The 21,726-nt window shown below is 42.7% G+C and carries 14 protein-coding genes; 6 read left to right on the top strand and 8 right to left on the bottom strand.

What is annotated here, in order from left to right:
* The first annotated feature begins 149 nt into the window (after positions 1 to 149).
* From LC608_RS32270 to LC608_RS32280, 3 genes are all read left to right on the top strand, one after another.
* A complete protein-coding gene (locus LC608_RS32270) occupies positions 150 to 1,772 on the top strand; it encodes an AAA family ATPase (protein ID WP_229557458.1) in 1,623 nt (540 codons plus the stop codon).
* Between the two features lie 124 nt (positions 1,773 to 1,896).
* Complete coding sequence (locus LC608_RS32275; protein ID WP_229557459.1) at positions 1,897 to 2,244, top strand: hypothetical protein; 348 nt, start codon at positions 1,897 to 1,899, stop codon at positions 2,242 to 2,244.
* Positions 2,245 to 2,257: 13 nt separating this feature from the next.
* A complete protein-coding gene (locus LC608_RS32280; RefSeq protein WP_229557460.1) occupies positions 2,258 to 2,818 on the top strand; it encodes a WGR domain-containing protein in 561 nt (186 codons plus the stop codon).
* Between the two features lie 106 nt (positions 2,819 to 2,924).
* On the opposite strand, the gene LC608_RS32285 is transcribed toward LC608_RS32280, so the two are convergent.
* The 8 genes from LC608_RS32285 to LC608_RS32320 all read right to left on the bottom strand — a co-directional run bounded on the left by LC608_RS32285 (position 2,925) and on the right by LC608_RS32320 (position 16,984).
* Positions 2,925 to 5,807 carry an NHLP bacteriocin export ABC transporter permease/ATPase subunit gene (locus tag LC608_RS32285; protein WP_229557461.1) on the bottom strand — a complete coding sequence of 961 codons (2,883 nt, stop codon included), beginning with the start codon at positions 5,805 to 5,807 and terminating at the stop codon, positions 2,925 to 2,927.
* A 44-nt stretch (positions 5,808 to 5,851) separates the two neighbouring features.
* Positions 5,852 to 8,092: an NHLP family bacteriocin export ABC transporter peptidase/permease/ATPase subunit gene (locus tag LC608_RS32290; protein WP_229557462.1), complete on the bottom strand. Its 2,241-nt coding sequence runs from the start codon at positions 8,090 to 8,092 to the stop codon at positions 5,852 to 5,854.
* Positions 8,079 to 9,524 carry an NHLP bacteriocin system secretion protein gene (locus tag LC608_RS32295; protein ID WP_229557463.1) on the bottom strand — a complete coding sequence of 482 codons (1,446 nt, stop codon included), beginning with the start codon at positions 9,522 to 9,524 and terminating at the stop codon, positions 8,079 to 8,081. The genes LC608_RS32290 and LC608_RS32295 overlap by 14 nt, the downstream gene beginning before the upstream one ends.
* Positions 9,525 to 9,612: 88 nt before the next feature.
* Positions 9,613 to 10,707, bottom strand: a complete 1,095-nt coding sequence (locus LC608_RS32300; protein WP_229557464.1) for a cyclic nucleotide-binding domain-containing protein — start codon at positions 10,705 to 10,707, stop codon at positions 9,613 to 9,615.
* Positions 10,708 to 10,795: 88 nt separating this feature from the next.
* Positions 10,796 to 11,602, bottom strand: coding sequence for a MinD/ParA family protein (locus LC608_RS32305; RefSeq protein WP_229557465.1), 807 nt, complete (start codon positions 11,600 to 11,602; stop codon positions 10,796 to 10,798).
* Positions 11,603 to 11,680: 78 nt separating this feature from the next.
* On the bottom strand, positions 11,681 to 13,126 hold the full coding sequence (locus LC608_RS32310) for a cache and HAMP domain-containing protein (protein ID WP_229557466.1): 1,446 nt from the start codon (positions 13,124 to 13,126) through the stop codon (positions 11,681 to 11,683).
* 97 nt (positions 13,127 to 13,223) lie between these two features.
* Positions 13,224 to 16,508, bottom strand: a complete 3,285-nt coding sequence (locus LC608_RS32315; RefSeq protein ID WP_229557467.1) for a type 2 lanthipeptide synthetase LanM family protein — start codon at positions 16,506 to 16,508, stop codon at positions 13,224 to 13,226.
* 242 nt (positions 16,509 to 16,750) lie between these two features.
* Entirely contained in the window at positions 16,751 to 16,984 is a 234-nt protein-coding gene (locus LC608_RS32320) for a mersacidin/lichenicidin family type 2 lantibiotic (protein ID WP_229557468.1), read from the bottom strand.
* Between the two features lie 742 nt (positions 16,985 to 17,726).
* Here LC608_RS32320 and LC608_RS32325 point away from each other — a divergent pair.
* From LC608_RS32325 to LC608_RS32335, 3 genes are read left to right on the top strand one after another with little or no spacing between them, the layout of a single operon-like run.
* Positions 17,727 to 18,380, top strand: a complete 654-nt coding sequence (locus LC608_RS32325; protein ID WP_229557469.1) for a sigma-70 family RNA polymerase sigma factor — start codon at positions 17,727 to 17,729, stop codon at positions 18,378 to 18,380.
* A gap of 49 nt (positions 18,381 to 18,429) precedes the next feature.
* Positions 18,430 to 19,347 (top strand): DUF1822 family protein, encoded by a 918-nt coding sequence (locus LC608_RS32330; RefSeq protein ID WP_229557470.1) that lies wholly within the window; start codon positions 18,430 to 18,432, stop codon positions 19,345 to 19,347.
* 26 nt (positions 19,348 to 19,373) lie between these two features.
* The gene (locus tag LC608_RS32335) at positions 19,374 to 21,725 is read left to right on the top strand and encodes a CHASE2 domain-containing protein (protein WP_229557471.1); all 2,352 of its coding nucleotides are present in this window, start codon (positions 19,374 to 19,376) and stop codon (positions 21,723 to 21,725) included.
* Position 21,726 lies beyond the last annotated feature (1 nt).

Consider the following 21,726-nt stretch of genomic DNA (forward strand, 5'->3'; position numbering starts at 1 on the left):
AATTAAATTTTTCGAGAGTGCCTTCAGGTACAAGCAACCTTTTTAGTTGTTTTTGTTCTCGTAGATTACACGCGAACAAATTATGATTTATTCCGTTATCTATTTTCCCTTAACCGAGCAGTATTGGTTCCTTATGAGATTGAAAAACAATGAAACTCTCAAATCTTCTCTCCACACTCGATTCACAAATCCCCATTGCTGCGGTTGATGTCCTATCTCCTGATGAAGCGACGATTATTCAGTGGCTGACTACAGAAGCTAACAATAAGCTCTCATGTCCAGTGTTCTTCTGGAATCTGGGGGTATCAACCTTGGAGCAATGTTTAATCGCAGCAGATGGGGGATTGGTGTTTAAACCAGTTGCAGAGTATAAGAAACCACAACACGCTGACCCATTGTTATATGTGTTTGATTACATTGCGAATTTTAGTGCTGATGGAATCTTCATATTAGGTGATATTCACTCGTTTATTGGTAAGAATTCGCCTTCGTTATCTTGGGAGGTTGTTAGCAAGGTAAAAAATCTCTATCATCGTCTCAAACCGACTGACAAACGCATTGTGCTGCTGGGTCAAAACATTCAATTACATGAGTCACTTGTACGCTTAATTCCTTACTGTGAAATTCCTCTACCAGGAGTTGAGCAAATACTTGAACATATCAATTCTTATTTGCATGACCTACAACAGTCTGCTAGGGAACAGGAATTGACTTTCACTATTTCCCTTAACAAGAGTGAAATTGAATCTCTTTCTCGTGCTGCCCTGGGATTAACTCTGGAGGAGATTAGCGACTTCCTGCGGTTAACTGTTAAACATAACCTAACATCAGATGGGATTTTAATTGATAGTAATTTCATACCCCAAGCCGTCGAGTACAAAACTCGGCTGTTGTCTCAAATGGGTATTGAATTGGGCAAGCCTGCTAGCATCTCCTTTGGAGGATTGGATTTGTTGCGTGAGTGGCTCAATCGACGGCGGCGGTTGTTCACACAAGAAGCGCGTAAGCTTTCCTTGCCTCAACCTAAAGGTGTGTTACTTGCGGGGCCTCCCGGTACAGGTAAAACATTATTGGCTAAAAACATTGCTAATATCCTTAATCTACCGCTACTCCAGCTAGATATTGCGTCTCTTCTTGGTTCTTTAGTTGGTGAATCAGAGGGCAATGTCAGACGGGCTTTAAAGACTGCCGAAGCGATCGCACCCTGCGTCTTGTGGATTGACGAAATAGAAAAAGCACTTTCGGGAACTGGTGACACGAGTGGAGTCTCACAGAGGATTCTGGGCAATATTCTCACGTTTATGTCGGAATCTCAGTGTGGTGTGTTTGTCGTGGCAACTTGCAATGACCCCTCTGCACTGCCAAGTGAACTAAAACGGAAAGGCCGCTTCGATGAAAATTTCTTTGTTGATCTTCCCACAGAACCAGAGCGAGTCCAAATTCTAGGGATTCATCTACAACGTTTTGGCATTCACCTGGAATCAGAGTACCTTGAAGCGATCGCAGCCTCGACCGCGAAATTCTCTGGCGCAGAACTGGAAACCCTCGCTTCGGAAGCTGCTCTGCTGGCATTCGATGAGGGTAGACCGCAGCAGGTAACGCTTGCTGACCTCGAAGCTTGCCGTCAAACGATTACCCCGCTTGCAATTCAGGATGCGGCGGCGGTTGAAAGAATGCAAGCATGGGCATCCACCGCACGACGAGCTAGTAGTCCTGTGGTTGCAGCGAAAACTCAGTCTTTGCGTGCTGCCAAGTTTCGGAATATGAACTGATGATAAGGCGATTGTCTCCTAATTCTATGGAGGCGATCGCCACCGGTTCATAGCGGGTACGCTATTGCTTTTTCTTTTAGTAATTCATAGCAGCCAATTAGCATAGTTAATAAGGCGAAGAAACATGACAACAGACTTAGTTACTTATTACGGGCAGACTCCAATCATTGACCAACTGGTTGATAAATATGGTGTGTATTTAGAAAAGTTAGACAGAGAAACAAAACTATTATTACGATTAACTTTGTCTACATACATCTTTATGCAACAAGAGTACACTCCAACTGAATATCCAGTATCTACAGCCCTTGAAGATGGTTTGTGTGAGTTAGTAATTCCTGATTCTATTCCTCAAGATTTATACGATGTCTGCTCTGCTTTAAATGAATTAACAACAGACGAAGCAGAAACAATACTTGAAGCTTTACAGCATCAAATTCGATGGGGCAATGCCCGTCAAGTCGTGAGTTGACTGGGTTAAAAACATGGAAATCTATTTAGTCTTTGTTGATGCTATCCAGAACAGCAATAAATTCTGGGCGGCCATTGTCGAAGATGGTAATTTAACAGTGCAGTGGGGCAGAGTCGGCTATCAAGCGCAAACTAAAGTCCACACATTAGGCAATCATCAGAGAGCGGTTAGTAAATTTAACAAGCTGGTAGCCGAAAAGATGATGAAAGGCTACAGAAGAAGTCAGTCACAAATCAACAGTAATTGTGAAGTTTCTGAAATCAACAGAGCGATTGAATTACTAGAGATTATTCGTCCTTATGTAGAGCAGAGAAATTTTTCAGTTGCTTATATCAATGCCCTAAATGAATATCTGAAAATTGTCCCTACACCTTTGGGAATGCAGATAGATTATCACAGAATTTACCGTACTGTTGCAGATGTCGATTATCAAATGGAATTACTCAATTCTCTGTTAGCAACTTCTGCACCACAAACTGTTGCGGTGGCTGTTGGTCATGCCCCTGAAGCGACAGCAGAACCCAAGGTAGTCAGTCTCAAGACTATCAGTAAGAACTTCTGGCGACATCTTTAGGCTTAAAGAGTGTGGCTAGCGAAAAGCTTGTCCATGCTCTTTTTTTTGAGGGGATGGATTAAAAGTACTTTCCACGCCTAACTTTTCTCTCACAAAACTCAGCTAACTACGCCATTTGCCTAGCCATTAACTGGGCAAATAGCCCCTCAACAGTAGCTAGCTCCTGAAATGTTCCTTGTTGTACAACCCGACCTGCTTGGAGTACATAAATGCGGTGAGCATTGCGAATGGTACTAAGTCGATGAGCGATCGCAATTCTGGTAACTTGTAAGTTATCTAAACTTTCACTAACAATCGCCTGGGTTCTGTTATCGAGCGCACTGGTAGCCTCATCGAATAGCAAAATGCGGGGTTTTAATGCCAGAGCGCGAGCAATCAATAGACGTTGCCGTTGTCCTCCAGAAAGATTACCGCCTCCTTCACTCACCACAGTATGCATTTGCATTGGCATGGCGGTGATATCGTCAGCGAATCCCGACATCCGCGCCGCCTCCCAAGCTTCATCTAAAGTAATCTGAGCACCGCCTGCAATATTCTCGAAAATAGAAGCTGAGTTGAGTTGACCATTTTGTAAAACAACGCCCAACTGTCGGCGTACCGCATCCACATCTAACCCAGATAAATCTTGACCATCGTAGTAAATACTACCTACTTGTGGAGTCTCGAACCCAATTAGTAATCGCAGCATGGTAGATTTCCCGCTACCAGAACTGCCTACCAAGGCAATAAACTCACCAGGCTGTGCAGATATGCACACATCATCCAGCGTTAGGGGGCCATCACTGCGGTAGCGGAAGGTGAGATGATCCACAGTAATTTTCCCAGAGAGTCTACCAGGGTCAGTCTTGGTGAGATCCACTTCTGGTATAGTTAAGATAATTGGCTGAGTACGTTTCCATTCAGGGATGACCTGCAAAAGTTCAGTAACTGTATTGCTCAGACCTGTCGTGCCTTTAATAAAGTTGCCAAAGGCCGTGTTAAAAGCTAGGAAAGTGCCAAGAGAAAATGTTATTCCTCCTGATGTCTCGGGTTTTTCTAGCAGGCTCATAGTAAACCAAAACAGAACTCCAGAAGTGACTGTAGGCATGACTGTATTGAAAAGTGCCACAGCATCTTCGACTTGTTGTTTACCGAGTTCGAGCTTAATTTGGCGACTATAATTTTTACTCCAACAAGCAAAAGCACGCTCCTGGGCACCTGCAACATGGAGTTTAGAAATGCCATTAATTAGCTGTACAGTCTGCCCAAAAATATTTCCCTGCAATTCTAGCAAAGGACGCACATAACGCAGGAGGAGGATACTAGAGATTGTGGTGAAGGTGAATGCAACTATAGCCACAACCACGCCAACTAAGGCTAATTGGAAGTTATAGTAAAATAATTGCCCGAGATAGAACAATGCAAAGAAACTGGTAATCAGATTAATTAAAGTTCTACCACTAAGTTGACGGCGGATCGTACTAATTGAGGAAACGCGCGATTGAAGATCCCCTGTAGTGTACTGGCGGAAAAAAGATACTGATAGATTTAGCAGTCTATCCCACACAGCTGCCTGAGTCGAGGCGTCGCCAGTAGTTTCTATCCGCAGCAGAGCAAACCCCTGAGCCAGTTGAAAAACTGCTGTCGCCAAAGCCGCAACCATCAGTCCCAAGCCGACTTGCAACAATAACCCTTTGTCGCTATCTGGAATCGCGTTATCCATTAAAATGGCAGTTGCTTGGGGTGTGAGCATACCCAAAAGGGTGACGACAATAGCAGTAAATAAAATGACTTGCAGTTCCTTAACACGTCCCTTAAGGGCGAACCGGAGGAGATCCAAAGCTGAGAGCGCTTGATCAGGTAAAGATCGGTAAAATACATAAGCTATGGGCGCTAGTGTTAAAGCTTGACGCTCATCTACAAGAGAGCGGGTTTGCTCCACTGGGTCAAAGAGTTCGTAGCGATTGCTAGAAACTGGTAATAAGGCTACTGGTCGATTTTCTGATTGGGTGTAGGCAACTATTGGTCCACAATCCTTCTCCCACCAGTTGTCCCGCAATAATACCCGTCGCATTCGGATGCGGGAAGCACGGACAATTGCCTCCAGTGGCTCTTTGACTCGCTTAAGGTTTTCGGAGCGAGCGGGGGGGCGGATTTTCACTCCTAAAGCCCTACCTACCGCACCAGCAGCAACCAATAAAGGTGTTCCTTCATTGAAAACGTCTCTATCCTGGGAATTTAGAGTCGATGCTAGTTCTCCTAGAGCTTCTGCTGTGACTTGACGGTTGAGGCGTTGGCGATCCCGCAACCGCATCACTTCTGTCTCTGTTTGCGATCGCTCCAAAAGTTCAATGGCGTGTAAGAATTGGTTGTGAAGTTGGGATAGTCCTGCCAGAGTATTATTTGGGTTGAGGAATTCTCTGGTAGTTTGAGTGGTAAGCTGCACTCCTTCCACTGCTTCTAGCCACATTTTGTCGTTAAGGGGAATGACTTCTGTGGCTGTCAGGATTAGTTCTTCAAACCCTAGCCAGCGAACAGTGCCTTGCTCAAGCCCTACCCAAGATACTACACCTGATTCTGATTGAAAAGTTTGACCTTGGGTGAGAGAAAATCGTGCCTGTCCCTCAGCCTTAACCTGAATTGCTGGAGTAGCAACGTGGGAGAGGGCTGTAGCGACATTTTCCATCCAATTTTCTATCCAAGTAATTACCCTAGCATCTCCATTGGCTACTAACTCGCTGAAACATTGGGGATCTAACTTGAGCAGTTCTGTTTCCCCCATTGGAACTGCTAAAAATTGACGACACTGACCATAAGAGTTGATAGTAGTTCCAAACAGAGCTGCCGTCTGGCTAATACTGAACAGATAACGTCGTGTACCTTCAATCACACCATCTTTAACTGTGACGGCAAACAATGCCACAGACCCAGACTGGACTACCCAAACCGTCTGCGGGTCATCTAGCAGTATCGGCTCATTACCTTTTATGCTGTAAACTTGCCCCTGCATTGTCCCTTAGCTCCAATTAAAAATTGCTGTAATTATTGAATTTCTTAAAGCGCTTCTTGGTCAGTGCGAATCAACCGCGAGTACGCACCCTCAACTTGCCACAATTGTTGGTGAGTACCTCGTTGTACCACCTTTCCGCGTTCTAGGACGATGATTTCATCACAGTCTCGAATGGTACTTAAGCGGTGTGCGACGATAATGCAAGTGCATCCTCGTCGCCGCAGATTCTGGTCAATAATTTGTTCTGTCTCGGCATCCAGGGCGCTGGTAGCTTCATCCATAACTAGAATCGCAGGGTTATTAACCAAAGCACGGGCAATTTCCAACCGTTGTCGCTGACCGCCGCTTAAATTTGCAGCCCCTTCTATCAGTTCGGACTCAAATCCCCCAGACATGGAGAAAACCACATCGTCAATCGCTGCATCTTGACAAGCTTGAATGAGGTTTTTGTCTGGTATCGTGGCATCCCAGAGGGTGAGATTGTCCCTGATAGTGCCACCAAAAAGCAGGATCTCCTGCTCTACCAGAGCCAGAGAGTTAGTTAGTATTTGCTGGGAAATCTGTTGTCTGGGTATACCATCAAAGAGAATTTCTCCTGTCCAAGGTTCATAAAGTCTGCTGACGAGTTTGGCAATGGTAGACTTGCCAGAACCACTCCCACCTACCAAGGCAACTCTTTGACCGGGTTTAATAGAGAGATTAAAGTTTTCGATCATGGGAGAGTCGAGGCGACTATAGCCAAATGTGATGTTTCGCAACTCTACATACCCCTGTAAACGTGGAGATGCAAATTGAATCACATCATCAGGTTGTTCGTTTATAGTTTTTACTTGCGGGTCTATAGGGTTGTCTAAAACATCATCTAGGCGAATCAGATTGCCCTCTAGTTCTTGCAATGTACTACCAAAGCTGACAAGATTGTTTACAGGCATCTGGAAACTCTGCATCAAGCCTTGAAAGGCTATAAGCATCCCAATACTTATATGCCCATCCATCACCCGTAAACCGCCTACAACTAACAATAGCATCGAAGAAAGCGCCGACAAAAGCGTGGGTAATACAGAAAATGTTTGGTTAGCCACTCCCAGTTCCTGTTGGGATTGGATAGCTTTAGTGTAATAGCCAGACCAGCGCCCAAAAAAATCTGATTCCAACCCCGACGCTTTCAAGGTTTCTATGGTTTGGAGTGTAGCTATGGATAAGCCAGCAGCTTTACCATATTCTTGTATCAATCGTTGATTAGCATCTACCCGCTCACGGGAAATCCACTGTAAGGTTAAGACATTCACTGCCGCAAAGCTGACTACAAGTAAAGTTAACACCCAGTCATATTGGAGCATGACTAGAGCATAAAAAATTACCATTACTGCATCAATACCAGTAGTCGCCAATTTCCCCGACAGGACATCAGCTACTTGGTTATTGAGAGTAGTACGATTACTGATTTCTCCGGCAAATCGCTGGGCGTAAAAACTCACAGGTAAACGTAGAATGTGCCAGAGAAAGCGGCTGCACATCCCAACAGCTAGTTTGATTTTCAAACGACGCAGGTAGCGCAACCGCAATAACGTTAGCGACCCTTGAAGTACGGTGGCGATCGCCATCCCTAACAGCAGTGGTCGCAGCCAGTCATGCCGTTGCTGGACTAAAATGTCGTCTACAAACACCTGGCTAAAGACGGGTACTGCCAACCCAACTAAAGTTAAGAAAAATCCCGCAACTAAACAGTAAATTAAAGCACCAGCAGCGCTACCCAATCGTGACGACAGAGACTGCATCATGCTAGGTTTACGACCACCTTTGGTAAACTCTGAGCCTGGTTCCAACACCAATACTACTCCGGTATACCCTTGGTCAAATTCCTCTAACGATACATGACGCGGCCCCGAAGCAGGGTCATTAAGATAAACTCGCTGTTGGTGAAACCCCTCTACTACAATGAAATGGTTAAAGTTCCAGAAAACAATATAGGGAGGGCGTAGTTCTTGGAGTTGCTTTAGTTCTTTTTTAAAGCCTTTAGCCTGGAATCCATAATTTCTCGCAGCTTTGAGTATATTTGATGCCTTAGAGCCATCACGGGAAACTCCACAGTCCCGCCGCAGTTGTGGGAGTGGTACTATCCGACCGTAGTAACTGAGAATAATTCCCATAGCAGCAGCACCACATTCCACTGCCTCCATTTGCAGCAGAGTGGGTGTTTTGACGCGCATACATCTACTTGTTAACAGTGCTTGCAAGTCCTGCCAAAGATTAATCGGTGTTACTATCGGGTTAGTAGATACCACTTAAAGACCTCAAAATAGGAAATATATAAGTGATGGGAGCGCGTTCTTCCACCTTGACTCGCGCTACAGTAGTAGTCCCAGAAGAAATTTTCAGTTGCGGCCCTGTGGAGGAAGACCACTTGTAACCACTCATGGTGCTGGAATTTAGCTCTAGGTTAGAGAATACTTGTATCAGAGCTTCCTGTTTTTCAGATACTAGAGTTTCTACCAGTTCTGAATTGCCTACTTCCGACGCGGCTGCTTCTTTTGTAATTGGAAATTTTGAGAGGCTAGAGATATTGCCAACAATGCCGCCGTAGCGTTCCCTTTTAACGGTTTGAGGGGTAATTTGGATTGCCATTCCTGGTTGAATTTTTTTGCCATCCGAAACTGGAAAATACGTAACGCTAACTAATTTTTTCTTAGGATTCTCAGCTTCTATGGTTGCTAGACGAGTTCCTGGACTGACAACTTGTCCAGGCGTGAGCGTGATTTCTAGAATACGTCCGCTGTATTGACTAGCAATTTCGCTGTTATCGCCTAATTGCTGTTGGAGTTTGGCAATCTCTCGCTTGAGTTCTTGAATCTCGTTTTTGCGAGTAGTTACAGTTTGCAAGTCTTCTTGAGCTTGACTGGCTACTTTACTGTTTTGTTCTTGCAACTGGGCTTGGATGTTTTTAATTTCGTTCAGGTTGGAGAGGTATTGTTGTTGTGCATCTGCTTCCTTAACATCTAGTTGTTTTAACTGAGATTCAGCTTCATCAATGCTTGCACGCGCATCATCGTATTGTTGCCGCGCTTCTAAGACCACATCATCAGGAATCGCTCCCTCTGCTAATAGCCTCTGACGGTTTTCTAGTCTCTTTTTATGAGTAGGAAGCAGCCCTTGGAGTGTTTGCAAGCGTCGTTGTAGGTTTAGACGATCGCGCCCTATTGACACCAGCCCTTTCTCCCTCAACACAGGTGTCAAATCCTGCACAATTTTTAGTCTTTGCTCAAGAGTTTGGCGTTGCTCTTGGATTGCTCTTGTGTCAAGCTGCTGACGCTGCCCTTGTAACAAACTAGCATTGCGATCCTGCTCCTCTAGTTGGACTAATTTGCCACTGGCTAGTTGTAATTGCTTACGCAGGTCAACTTGGTCAACCGTTGCTAGAACATCTCCCTTCTTAACGACATCCCCGACTTTAATATTTAGAGCAAGTAACTGCCCTGAACTTTTAGATTGTACTGGTACAACTTGACGTGGAAAAATCAGTACGCCTTTACCCTCAACGGTAATTGGGATGCGTCCGAAAATACTCCAGATGAGGGCGACACCTATTATAGAACCTAAGCCAACTAGAGGTAGCCAGCTTCTGGGACTCACTACGTGCATCAGTTGGTCTAGTCTTTCAGGAGAAGATAGACGCTCTAAAGATTCTTTGCGAAATAGGCTTTGTTTCTCGTGTAACATTATGAGTACAGTTATAATACCTGGTAAATTTTTTTCAGATATAGTGATGATTATTTTTCATAATTTGATACATTCTTTTTAGCTGGTGCTAATTGATTCTTAAGCGTTCCAACATCCAATCAAACCTTTTCCCAGCCAGCGCTACATGGTCTAAAACATTAATATCTAATTCATCCTCATATTTCACATTTTTAGCCAACGACAAGCCTTTGCTATAAACCCGCCTACCATAACCCAACCGACTCAACATTCCCTGTAATCTTTGGGAAAGTAAAGTAACAATTACTCGATAAAAACGAGATGAAAATCCTGCATCCTGTTGTAACTTCACTGCCATTTGCTGTCGAGAAATCGATAACACAATTGCATCTGACACCGCCTTTACAGTTGTAGAAGGAAGGCGACCATCAATGAAGGGTGTTTCTCCGATGATTTCGCCTTTCGATAATCTTGCTATTTCTCTACCGGAAATTTCACTACCCTCCATAACAGCAAAAGCACGCGCCAAGGGATTATGCTCATTTTCAGAAATAGATAGGGACATAGTTCCATCTAAAAGAATATACAGAGCATCCACAGGTCCTTTTTCGTGGATAATTATGGTATTAGCAGGAATTTTCTGTGGCGTTCCACAAGCCATCATCCAATCAATGTCGCTATCATATAATTCTCCTAAAACAAATAGCACATCCTTTAAAGGCTGATTTTGTGCGATACTGCTACGACCAAATTGATTGATGATACTTTGCAGTCTATCTGCTAACATGATTGCGATCACTCGATAAAAGCGTGAAGCAAAACCAACGTCTTGCTGCAATTTTGCTGTCAATTCCTCTATAGGAATTGACATTATTAGAGATTTTTCTACAGCCTTAACAGTTGTAGCTATCGGACTACTACCTAAGAAAGGAAGTTCTCCCACTACCTCACCGCTTGTTAATCTCGTAATCTCCCGACTTAAGATTTCATTACCTTCAATGGCAGCAAAAGCGCGAGTTAGAGGATTGTTGTCTGGTTGAAAAATGCTAACTGTTAAGATGCCATCTAATAGGATATGTAGGAAATCAGCAGCTTTTCCTTCTTGAATGAGTACAGTGCCAGCTGCTATTTGTTTTTGATGACCTGTAGCAATCATCCAATTGATGTCAGTGTTAGTTAATTCTTTAAGTAGAACTTCTGTCATAGGTTAGTTATCCTATGTTTTATTAATGGGATTTTGAAGAGAAGCATATAGTCGGCAAGTACATTAGTGCGAAATTCCTGCTGGTTGTTCAAGAGCGGCTACCTCTCATAATTACTTTCTTTTGCTCACCGAAAATCTGTGCAGCAATTTCTTTTACTGTCTGGCTAAAAGGATGGTCACAGTGACGTAGACAGAAAATATCGCTGCTTCCTAGCTCAACTATCTCTTCAGAGAGAGGTACAATACCAGCTACAGGAGTCTTGTAGAGTGTCTCTATCTCTTGCTGTAAAGCATCGAAATCTAAACTTGACAACACTTTATTGACCACTAATAACATTTGGGATACTTCCAACTTTCTCGCTACATCCACTGTGACAGCTGTACCCTGAAAGTCTTGGCTGTCTGGACGTAAGATGACGACCAAAATATCGGAGATAGCGATAGAAAGTAAGGTTTCTTCGTTTAGACCAGGGTGAGTATCAATTAGTAGATAATCCAGGTTAAAATGGCGGATAAAATCATCAAAGCCATCGTTGAGTCGACTGACATCATAACCCTCGCGCAAGATTCGGGAAATTTCACTAGCCTTTAAACTGGAGGGAATCAGATAGAGGCTGTCAGGAGCGACATCTGTCTTATCTTCGGTCTTGAGAGTGTTACTGACATTGTAGACAGCTTCTTTTATGGCACAGCGACCCCACAAATAGTCATTGAGGGAGCGATTTATCTTTTCCTCGTTTAGACCAAAAATAATGTGAATCCCTGGTGACTGAATGTCGGTGTCAATAATACCTACACGTTGTCCGTTACGGGCAATAGTAGCTCCTAAGTTGGCAATCAGATTTGATTTGCCTGTTCCACCACGGAATGAGTGAACGCATACAATTTTTGTCATAGTGCAATACTTACTAATATGAATAGTGTTAGAACTTTTTTGACCAAACAAAGGCACAGGGGAAGAGGCAGGAAAAAGTTAGGAGTCAGCTTTTAATTCCCGATTTCTGAAGTTTTGCGCCTTTTTAGATAGTTGCTGGAAGTAATCTGCCTCCATTTCACCAGTTTCTACCTTTCGAGTCTTGAGCTTTTGAGCTTTTTTGTACAGCTGCTGAAAGTAATCTGTCTGAGTAATTTCGGCTACCTGACTAGCTCTTTTAGCTTCGTCAATCTCAATGTGTAGTTGCTTTACTTGCTGTTTGAGCTTATGCTCTCGTGCTTTTATCTCTTGAGCCATCTCCAGAAAAACGCGCACTAGTTGACCAATATCGTCAGTTGCGCTTCCCGCCTTAACCAATTTGTCAGCATCAAAATCGTCCTGCTTCGCTAATGCTTGCGCTGCTTTTGTAAGGGCACGAATCGGTTTAGCAATGCTCCGTGCCAGTAGGAGTGCTACAATTGCGGCGATCGCTCCTACTGCCAGTAAACTCAGGCTACTTTGCCAGATGAGGCGATTAAGAGGAGCAAAAAACTGGGCGCTCGGTTTGTTTACTCCTAACACCCAAGGTTCTTCGTCTAGAGGGGCAAAGCCGACCATTAGGCGCATCTGTTCTACAGTTGAATAATAGCTAGTGTGACCCGGCTGTTTGGTTCTCACCATCACCTCTGCTAATTCTGAAAGTTCTAAGCTTTTAATCAGATTGAAGCCATATTGCCTATTGCTCTGAATTTGCTTGAGTTTCTCTGGCGGCAAGCGAGCCAGGCTACTGTAGAGGAGAGATTTATCAGGGTGGCTGATAATTACTCCATGCTCGTCAATCAAAAAGGCATTGCTCCCTGTGTTTGCCTGCAAGGCATTGACAATTGCCCAGATGTCCTGTCCCTTAACCTTTAAGACTGCCACTCCTACAATTGTGCCGTTGTCAGACCGTACAGGATTAGAAAAGTAGATGCCTGGTCGTCCACTAGTTGTACCAACTAAAAGGCTAGAAACACCAGAGTGTCCCTGAAGTGAGCGTTGAAAGTATTCGCGGAAGGCGTAGTTTTGGCCAATGAATGTAGGATCTGTGGCAGCGACGCAGTGACCCTTTCTATCCATAACATAGATAACATCATAGTCAGGATTGGAGTGAAAAACATTGTCCAGCGATCGCTGCATGGAGGAGCGGGAAGCTGTTTGATTCTGGGGTGTGATAGAAGTAAAGAAATTTACTACATCTTTATCAGTACTGATTTGAACAACAACACGCTCGATATCAATAATTAACTGGTCGAGCCGTCTAGCATTACTGGTAGCTAATAATTCGAGTTTCCGGTATTCGCCAGCCTCCACACTTTTTAAGCTCTGTCGCAGATTGTAGTAAACGGTGAAGCTCATGGGTATGAGCGCAGCTGAAAGCAATGCTGCCGAAATTTTGGCAGTGATCGACCAAGCAGATGGGTAAAATAATCGAAGGAAGTGCTTCAATTTTACTTTTTCTGTCATTCTTTCTGTATTGTCAAGAGTTTATTTAATTTGTCTGTTCACTGTAATTTTTTTTACTTCCCTAAGTTCCATGAATCTGGTATTTTTCATAGCTCATTTAAGATTGCCTCATTAGTGGAGTGGCTTTGACAACGGAAATATTCAGTGGGGGCTCAAGTACCAGCACAGAAGGAACTCGCGTTGGTTCTGCTAAACGTAGTAATCCATAACCAATCCCAGCTAAACCTGTCATTAGTCCTGGTGTTTCAACTCCTAAAGGAACCCCACAAAGCCATCCATGTTGATTGATACTTTCAAGAATGATGGATGCAAAGCGATTCACTTGATAATGCAACTGGGGATTATCGAGGGGAAGACTGGCTTGTAATAGTAATTCCAGATTGCCTAAATCGCCATGACACAAAGAGTGATTGCTACCAAATCCATCAGTTAAAGTTGTTTTGATTGCTGTATCAATCTCACTGCGGACTTTGGCATCATCAAGATGTGGCAGCGATCGCAACCTCCCTAATCCAATCCCCGGCGCACCATGACACCAAGCAGTCATACAGATAGGTTGAGTATCCCTTTTGTCTTTTATAATCGAACTGGAAAAATCGCGTAAGTCAGGCCAATTTCCCACTTCAGGGCAGAAGAAACTACGCTCATATTCAATAGCAGCTAGAGCAGTTGTCCGAAAGCGTGAATCGCCTGTCAGAGCAGACAATTCCAGTAGTGCTGATGCTATCCCTGCTACACCATGAGAGAAACCAGCTAACGGTAGTTGTTCCCCACCTCCAGGTCTTAACCAACCAACACCCTGCTCCATTGTTTTTGTATGGGAAATAATCCGATCGCCACACTCAATTGCAGCAGTAAGTGTGCTTTGAGAAGGCCGGCAACGGTACAAGCTAACCAAACTGTTAATACATCCAGCAGCACCACCAATAATGTCTAAGTATTTATCTTGAGCGATCAAATCAGGAAGTAATTCAACCAATGCCTCAGCCTCAACTAATAAGGCGGGTTCATTCCACAGAATACTCAGATGAGTTAGGGTATAAATTACCCCTCCCAACCCATGAAAGCCACCAATTGCCTTAATTAGTGATTTGCCAATCTCTAGCTGATCTTGCATTGTCGTTAATGCCGATTTCGCTAGTGCAGTGTAGCGGTTATCAGCAGTGACGGTACCAAGATAGGCCAGGAAGAGAATAACTCCTGGTAGACCATCATAAAGGTCTATTCCTAAGGGAGCAAGAGACCAGTGCTTTTCATTGATGACAGTTAAGCCAATCCAAGAAATATCTTTTTCGCCATGTAACGCTAGTGCTTCCAGATGATCACCCACGGTTTTTGCTGCTGCCAATAGTTGCTCACGACTAGCATTATTTTGCGGTTCTGTCACACGGTAACTAGAGAATTTTACTCCATCCTCTGTCATTGCCAATGTGGTGAGAGAGGCATGGATAAACCAGAGTTGTTGTTTGAGGTCAGTATCACTAAGCTGCTGGAAGCGACGTTGCACCAGAGCCATGCCTGATTCACCAGAGAAGTCGGCAATTTGCTGATTAGAACTACTCCAAATAGCACAAGAATTAGGGCGAGTGGTAAACATAGGAATATCACCTTGCCACAAGTCATCGCGTTCAGCAGCAATCACCTTTGCCAAATAAGGTTGCTGTTCGATATTTAACCAAAGGCGGTCAAAAAAGCGATCGCGCTCTAAGGCGTTGCGTAACAAGTTAGGGTGATAACTTTCACGTAGCAACAGAGCATAGATGAAAGTAGGACGCAAAATAAAGCGTACTTCATCTTCAGCAAAACAAGCTAACGGGCTATTTGCTGATAATAATTCATCTCGATATTGCAGTAGTAACTGATAGATATTAGTAAAGCCAGTAGCGATCGCTTCAGCGTAATCCAGTACATTCACTTCCGCCTCATTCAAAGTCGGTCGATTCTGACTTCCTGCCATAGGCATCCGCTCACGAGCCACCCGCATTTCATCTGTGCCAATTGCTTCTAAATACGGCACTGGGTTGAGTGTCATTTGCCCCTCTTTTCCGCCCAAGCCACTGATTTCAATTCCCTCAGATTCATCATTTACCCAAAATCGTTGAGGGAGTAAGCCAACGCGCAAAACGGAGTAACCAATTATTTTAGAAGCAAGTTGGTTTGATGTCTTAATATCAGCATCTGAAAGTTGGGGATGGAACAGCGATTCTAAGTCAACTAAAACAGGATGTTCCCCGGCTGCAATTAGATTCTCCTTGTGAAAGTCGGTCGCTTCAATGGCATATAGTAGCGCCAAGTAACCACCCTGACGTTCATAAAAACGCTGAACTTCTTCTGAACTAGTACAACCATGAGCTATAACGAATTCCACCCAACCATAAGTACCCTGATTTAATATTTTTAGAGTCCGGAACGGGGGATGATTACCTCGCTGGTTCAGCCATTCTATAAGTTGCTGAAAATGCACATCAACAGCTAAAGATTTAGGCTTGTATACTATCTGAAAACCAGAACTAAACTTGGCAATTAGTACAGCACGTCCACCCCGATGGGTGTCACCAATATTACCATCTATTTGTACTAGTAAACCTGGATTAGTATCAGGACTGAATGTAGTGCAGATATCTGACCAATCAGTACACAAGCGTTGAATAAATTCTAGACTAAAGTTTACCCAGCGATTAATGCTAATTACGAGTTGACGCGCTAAAACTGGATATTCTTGGAGGAGAGGAATTACAATTTCATGCTGGCGTAAGCGCTGTAAGAAACTTTGAAATCGCTCTTCCGGCGTGTCACCTTGTAATAGTCCTTGCAGACGCGCCACGTTGAGTTCTAAAACCATTGTGCGACTCAACATTGAAAGCAGTTGACTTGGTAGTTTAACAAATAGCACTGCCTCAATAGTGTTGGGGTCAAAGGGTAAACTATGGTGTGTTTGGATTAGGGTTTGGATTCCTTGACCGAGTTGAGCTAGCCCTTGGCTAATTAGCGGCTCAATGGCATCTAAAAAACCAGCCACTTCTTGACCTTGTAATTTTTCTGGAAGGGTAATTTTCTTGGAACCAAAATCCACAAATGCTTCTGCAATTTCTATTAACCAGTTAGGGCAATTGGAAAAACGGTTTTGCACAGCTTGAATTGGTTCACCTAGCAGATAGAGAAATTCCTCTTCGGTTATGCCATCTATTGCTAAACGTTGAGTAAAATTAGTGTCAGATGTAAAAGGGAATTGTGATTTCCAGCGCTGCATCCATCGTTGAGCCAATTCAGCATTAATGCTTGTGTTTGGCGTGTTCTGACAGACTTGATTTAGTCCTGCAATGCGTTCAGAGAGTGTGACTGCGTAGTACCAGTTGCAAGTTTGGAAACATGAGGGATTCATGGTAGTAACCTCTTTACTACTTATTGAAAAATAATTCAGGAGCCGGAACAAGAAAGCGGGGGATTCAAACCCGCCACTAATTGAAGACCACTAAATCGAAGATAAGCGTGGGGGTCTTAAACCCGTTTATTCATCTGCCAGTCGCACTCAGGTAAATTCTGAATTCTGGCTCCTGACTCCTGAATTCTGTTTTAATAAAAAGAGGGGAGTGTAACCCCTCTTTTGTTTGGGAAAATCAATTATTATACAACTTCGTTCCCACGCCCAGGGCACGGTGCATTAACGACTACGGTTTCAATACAGAGAAATGCATTGGTATGAATTCGTCCACCCGCGACATTTTCCATATCCGTATCGCTTAGTTCGCCCGTCCCAGCTGGGTTTTCAGGTAGCTGTGCCCGTTGCTCTTCACTTAGGCTGTTGCGATACTCTTCATCTTTCCAAGCGCGAACAATATCGATATCTTCGTGTGACATAAAGTCCTCCTAATTGAACAATTCAAATTTCAACATTGTTTTGAGAGTTAAAAGCTATGAAAAACTGCTAGATAAATTCTTGCTGTTCGCCTTGCTTTTTGCCTCTATTATGTTGTCGTGCCAAAAATTAAATATTTCGCAGAATTTATGAATTATTGCTATTTCTCTACCTTTAGATATAAATTTTGCAGAATTTTATAACCAATAAAAATGGTTATATTAAACTTCTAAAACAGCTTCGGTGGTAGGACTTTTAATGTAAAAATATAACTATAAATTTAGTTATCTTCTACAACTAAATTAATTTTTGATACTACTTTCGATAGATATAAAATAAACTTATAAATTTATTAATAATTATCTATCACAAAATTTTATATTAAATTTGTGGATTTTCAAGAAACACATTCGGTGGGGTAAGAAATAGGAATAAGTTCCAAACCAAGAGCCTAGGCTTTTTGCCGAAGGTTTTTGAGAATCAGTTTTTGGTACTTTTGCTCATAGTAGTCCATATCAGGATCAGAGTATTGCCCAGCACTTGTCCACATTTGGTATGAACAGTTAAATGGTTAGAAATTTTTTTGGATTTCTGCGAAAAACTTGAACTTGAGTCTGATAACTAGATAATAAGCTCTACTAATCCAGGTATTAAACATCAAGTTATGGATTCGTTGATTAGAAATTTAAATAGTCAGAGGCATCTCTAGACTACTTCTGCAAGTATTTCACCAGGAGATTTTCTATGACAAACGTCCACACGGTAAGTAATTTAAACCAACAACTCCAACAGCTCGTTGCCGAAGCCTGTTCCCATCCAGCAAAGAGTTTGATGCGGCGGCAAAAACTTAGTGAGATAGTTAGAGTTGTGATGAAATCGGGCAAACTATGGAAAGAGAATACACCTTACTATAATGATGCTCTGCAACAAACTTGGTTATATTTCTGCCGAAACCCAGAGCAGTATAACCCAGAGAGTTGTAGTGTGCTCACCTGGCTCGACAATTGTCTCAAGTGGCGACTGCAAGATTTTCGCTCTAGAGAGGCTGAAATTCAAGCTAAGACTGTTCCGCTATCTAGCTTGTCAATTGAAAATACAACTAACACGGTAGAAAACTTGCCAGCAGCAGCCGATATTCCACCAATTTTAGAAGAGACTTACCAATGGGCTTTTACAGATCCAGACAATGATTTAGCCAGCACTCATGTTAAAGGACGAGCTGATGTAACTTGCCAAATATTGATTCTGCGACGCTTGCCTCCAGAAACCCCCTGGAAAAACATCGCTAAGGAATTCGATTTACCCTCATCAACTGCACCCAATTTCTATAAACGTGAATGCTTACCCCGCTTACGAAATTTTGCCATCAGGCAAGGGTATCACGAAATTAGGCATTAAAGCAGAGATATCTAAAATAGAAGGTTATCTAGAAAGCGGAAGGAAACTTATGATTCATAGCACTAAAAACTTAGAAGAAAAATCCATTCCCGTTGCTATTACCCAAGCAACGCTGAAGATAGCACGCTTTTTTGCTGATGAACAGGTGACACCAGAAAAGAAAAAGCAGGTATATCTTAATACTTTGGCTGTCTGTGCGGTAAATGATTACGTGGAAATGATGAACATTCCCACAGATCCAAAGGCTAGCGATAGTTGGAATTGTGCCATGCACTATTATGCAGATGTGGCAGACCTGAAGTTAAGTGGATTGGGTCACTTAGAATGTCGCCCTGTAAGCTCTGGTAATCTTTGCTATATTCCACCAGAAGTCCCGGATGACAGAATCGGCGTAGTTGTAGTTGAGCTAGACATAGAGCATCAACAAGCAACTCTAATCGGGTTTACTAAAACAGTAAAAGCTGGTGAACTTTTATTTAGCGAGTTACAGACTATTGAAGACTTACTTGCATATCTTGATTCACTTGAAAGTAAGCCGACGGAAATCAATTTGAGCTATTGGTTGCAAAATATAATTGATGCAAGTTGGCAGCCGATATCAGAAATTTTAGTACCAAAAACACCACAATTAGCTTTTCGTTATCGAAACGGAGTGACGCGGGGTAAGCTGATTGACATGGGGATAGAACTCCCTGGACAATCGCTGGCACTAGTTGTCACACTCACACCCAAAAATTCGGTAGAAATCCAACTGAAATTGCAAATGTATCCATCCGGTGAGCAAGCCTACTTACCAAACAATCTCATTGTCAAAGTGCTAGATGAGAAAGGGATTACTGTTATGGAAACGCGTGCTGGTCGTGGTAGTACTCATGTAACATTAGAGTTTAATGTTCAAATAGGAGAGCGTTTTAGCGTTAACTTGGAATTGGGAGATATTAATATCACTGAGAAGTTTGTTATTTAAGCACATAGGGTTATCTATTGCTAGCCATGCAGAAGTTGGTTGTTTTGAAGCTAGATGGGGATTTGAGCCAGGGAGTAAAAGTCACACTGGAGATTGGGGCAGAAGGTGATCGCGCCAGTATAGAAGTTCAAGGCTATCTGCCCTCAAAGCCAGAGATAATTGCAGATTATCAGCTTTGGCGAATAACCTATCGCAGTTTATCAAATTTCCGCATTACACCGGTAAACATTCATGTCGGAACTTCTCTTAATGAACATCTAAACAACTGCCACAAGTTAAACAAGAAGTTAAATGAGCAAATGAATAGTTGGCTCAACTGTAACTCCTTTCGCCCAGTGAAGGATAAATTACTTAAACAGCTAACGTTAGATGATACAGTCCGCGTACTAATTAAAACCAGTGACACTTGGCTACGTCGTCTTCCGTGGCATTTATGGGATTTTTTCGAGGATTACCAAAAAGCAGAAGTTGCCTTAAGCGCACCAGAGTACGAATATCTGCCAAAACCAAAGACAAGTACTATTGGAGAAAAAGTAAAAATCTTAGCAATTCTAGGGAATAGTGAAGGAATCTTGATTGACAAAGATCGAGAGCTATTGCAGATGTTACCAAATGCAGAAACAACTTTTCTGGTAGAACCACAGCGCAGCCAGTTAAATGAACAACTTTGGGAACAAGACTGGGACATCTTATTTTTTGCAGGTCATAGTGAGAGTTTTGAGGATGGTAAAAGCGGTAATATTTATATTAATCAAACAGATTGCTTAACAATTGAGCAGCTTAAGTATGGTCTATTGAAGGCTGTCAGCAAGGGCTTGCAGTTAGCTATTTTCAATTCTTGTGATGGCTTAGGACTAGCACATCAACTAGAAGATTTGCATATTCCACAAATCATTGTGATGCGGGAGCCAGTACAAGACTTGGTGGCGCAAGAATTTTTAAAAAATTTCCTCCAAAAGTTTTCTAGTGGCGAGTCTTTGTACTTAGCAGTACGGGAATCAAGAGAGAAGTTACATGGTATTGAAGATAAATATCCTTGCGCGGTTTGCTTACCGATAATTTGTCAAAATCCAGCAGCAATACCACCAACTTGGAAAGACCTGCTTAAAAAGCCAGAACCCAGAACTGGACAACCTCAACTAAATAAATATAAAACTCACCCCTACTCTAAACCGCTTAGTTTTCAACAAGTACTGTTGTTAAGTTTGGCGATCGCTAGCTTGGTAATGGGGGTACGCTGGTTAAAAATACTACAAAAATGGGAGTTACAAGCTTTAGATCATTTAATGCAGCTACGACCTCCTGAGAAACAAGATAAGCGGATTTTAATAATTACTGTCAACGAAGAGGATTTCCAATTAAAACAGCAACAACAAAGAAAAGGCTCGCTATCGGATTTGGCACTGATGCAACTGTTAGAAAAACTTGATTCTTATCACCCACGGGCAATTGGTTTAGATATATACCGAGATTTTCCAGTAGATGCAAAGTATAGCAATTTAGCTATTCGTTTACGAAACAGCGATCGCTTCTATGGGATTTGCGAAGTTAGTGAAGGGGAGCAAAAGCCAGGTATTGCGCCACCTCCAGAAATTTCCTTACAACGCCAAGGATTTAGTGATTTTGTAGTTGACTCAGATTATGTTATCCGTCGCCATTTAATAGCGATGGAACCAAGTTCCACATCTCCTTGTGTGACACCTTATGCGCTTAGTGCGCGGTTAGCTTTTCATTACTTACAGTCTCAAGGTATTAATGTTAACTACACTCAGCAAGGGGAGTTACAAGTAGGTAAAATTGTCTTCAAGCAGTTGCGCTCGCACATGGGTGGGTATCAACAAATTGATGATAGAGGTTATCAAGTTTTACTTAATTACCGTTCTTCTCCTTCACTAATGCAAGTTGCTGAACAAGTCAGTTTAAAAGATGTGCTTACGGGCAAGGTTAACTCTAACTTGATCAAAAATCGAATTATTTTGATTGGTATTGGCGCTTCTAGTGCGGGTGATATTTTTTTAACTCCTTTTAGCGAAATCCCAGGTGTAATTATTCATGCTCAAATGGTGAGCCAGATCCTTAGTGCAGTTTTGGATGGACGACCCTTGCTCCAAGTTTTGCCTTTTTGGAGCGAAGTAGTATGGGTTTTGAGTTGGTCTTTTGTTGGAGGAACAATTGCTCGGTATTTCCAAACAATCGTGCCTTGGGGATTAACAACAGGAGCAGCACTTATGGGTTTATATGGCTTTTGTTATTACCTATTAATACAAGGATATTGGATACCACTTGTTCCTTCGGTTTTGGCTTTAGGAATGACTGGAGGAAGCGTAGTAGCCTTCCGTCTTCAACAAATTAACAGTAATGACTCTATAAAACTTTAAT

This window comes from Nostoc sp. XA010 (genome assembly GCF_020829625.1).
In the GTDB taxonomy this organism is placed as follows: Bacteria; Cyanobacteriota; Cyanobacteriia; order Cyanobacteriales; family Nostocaceae; genus Nostoc.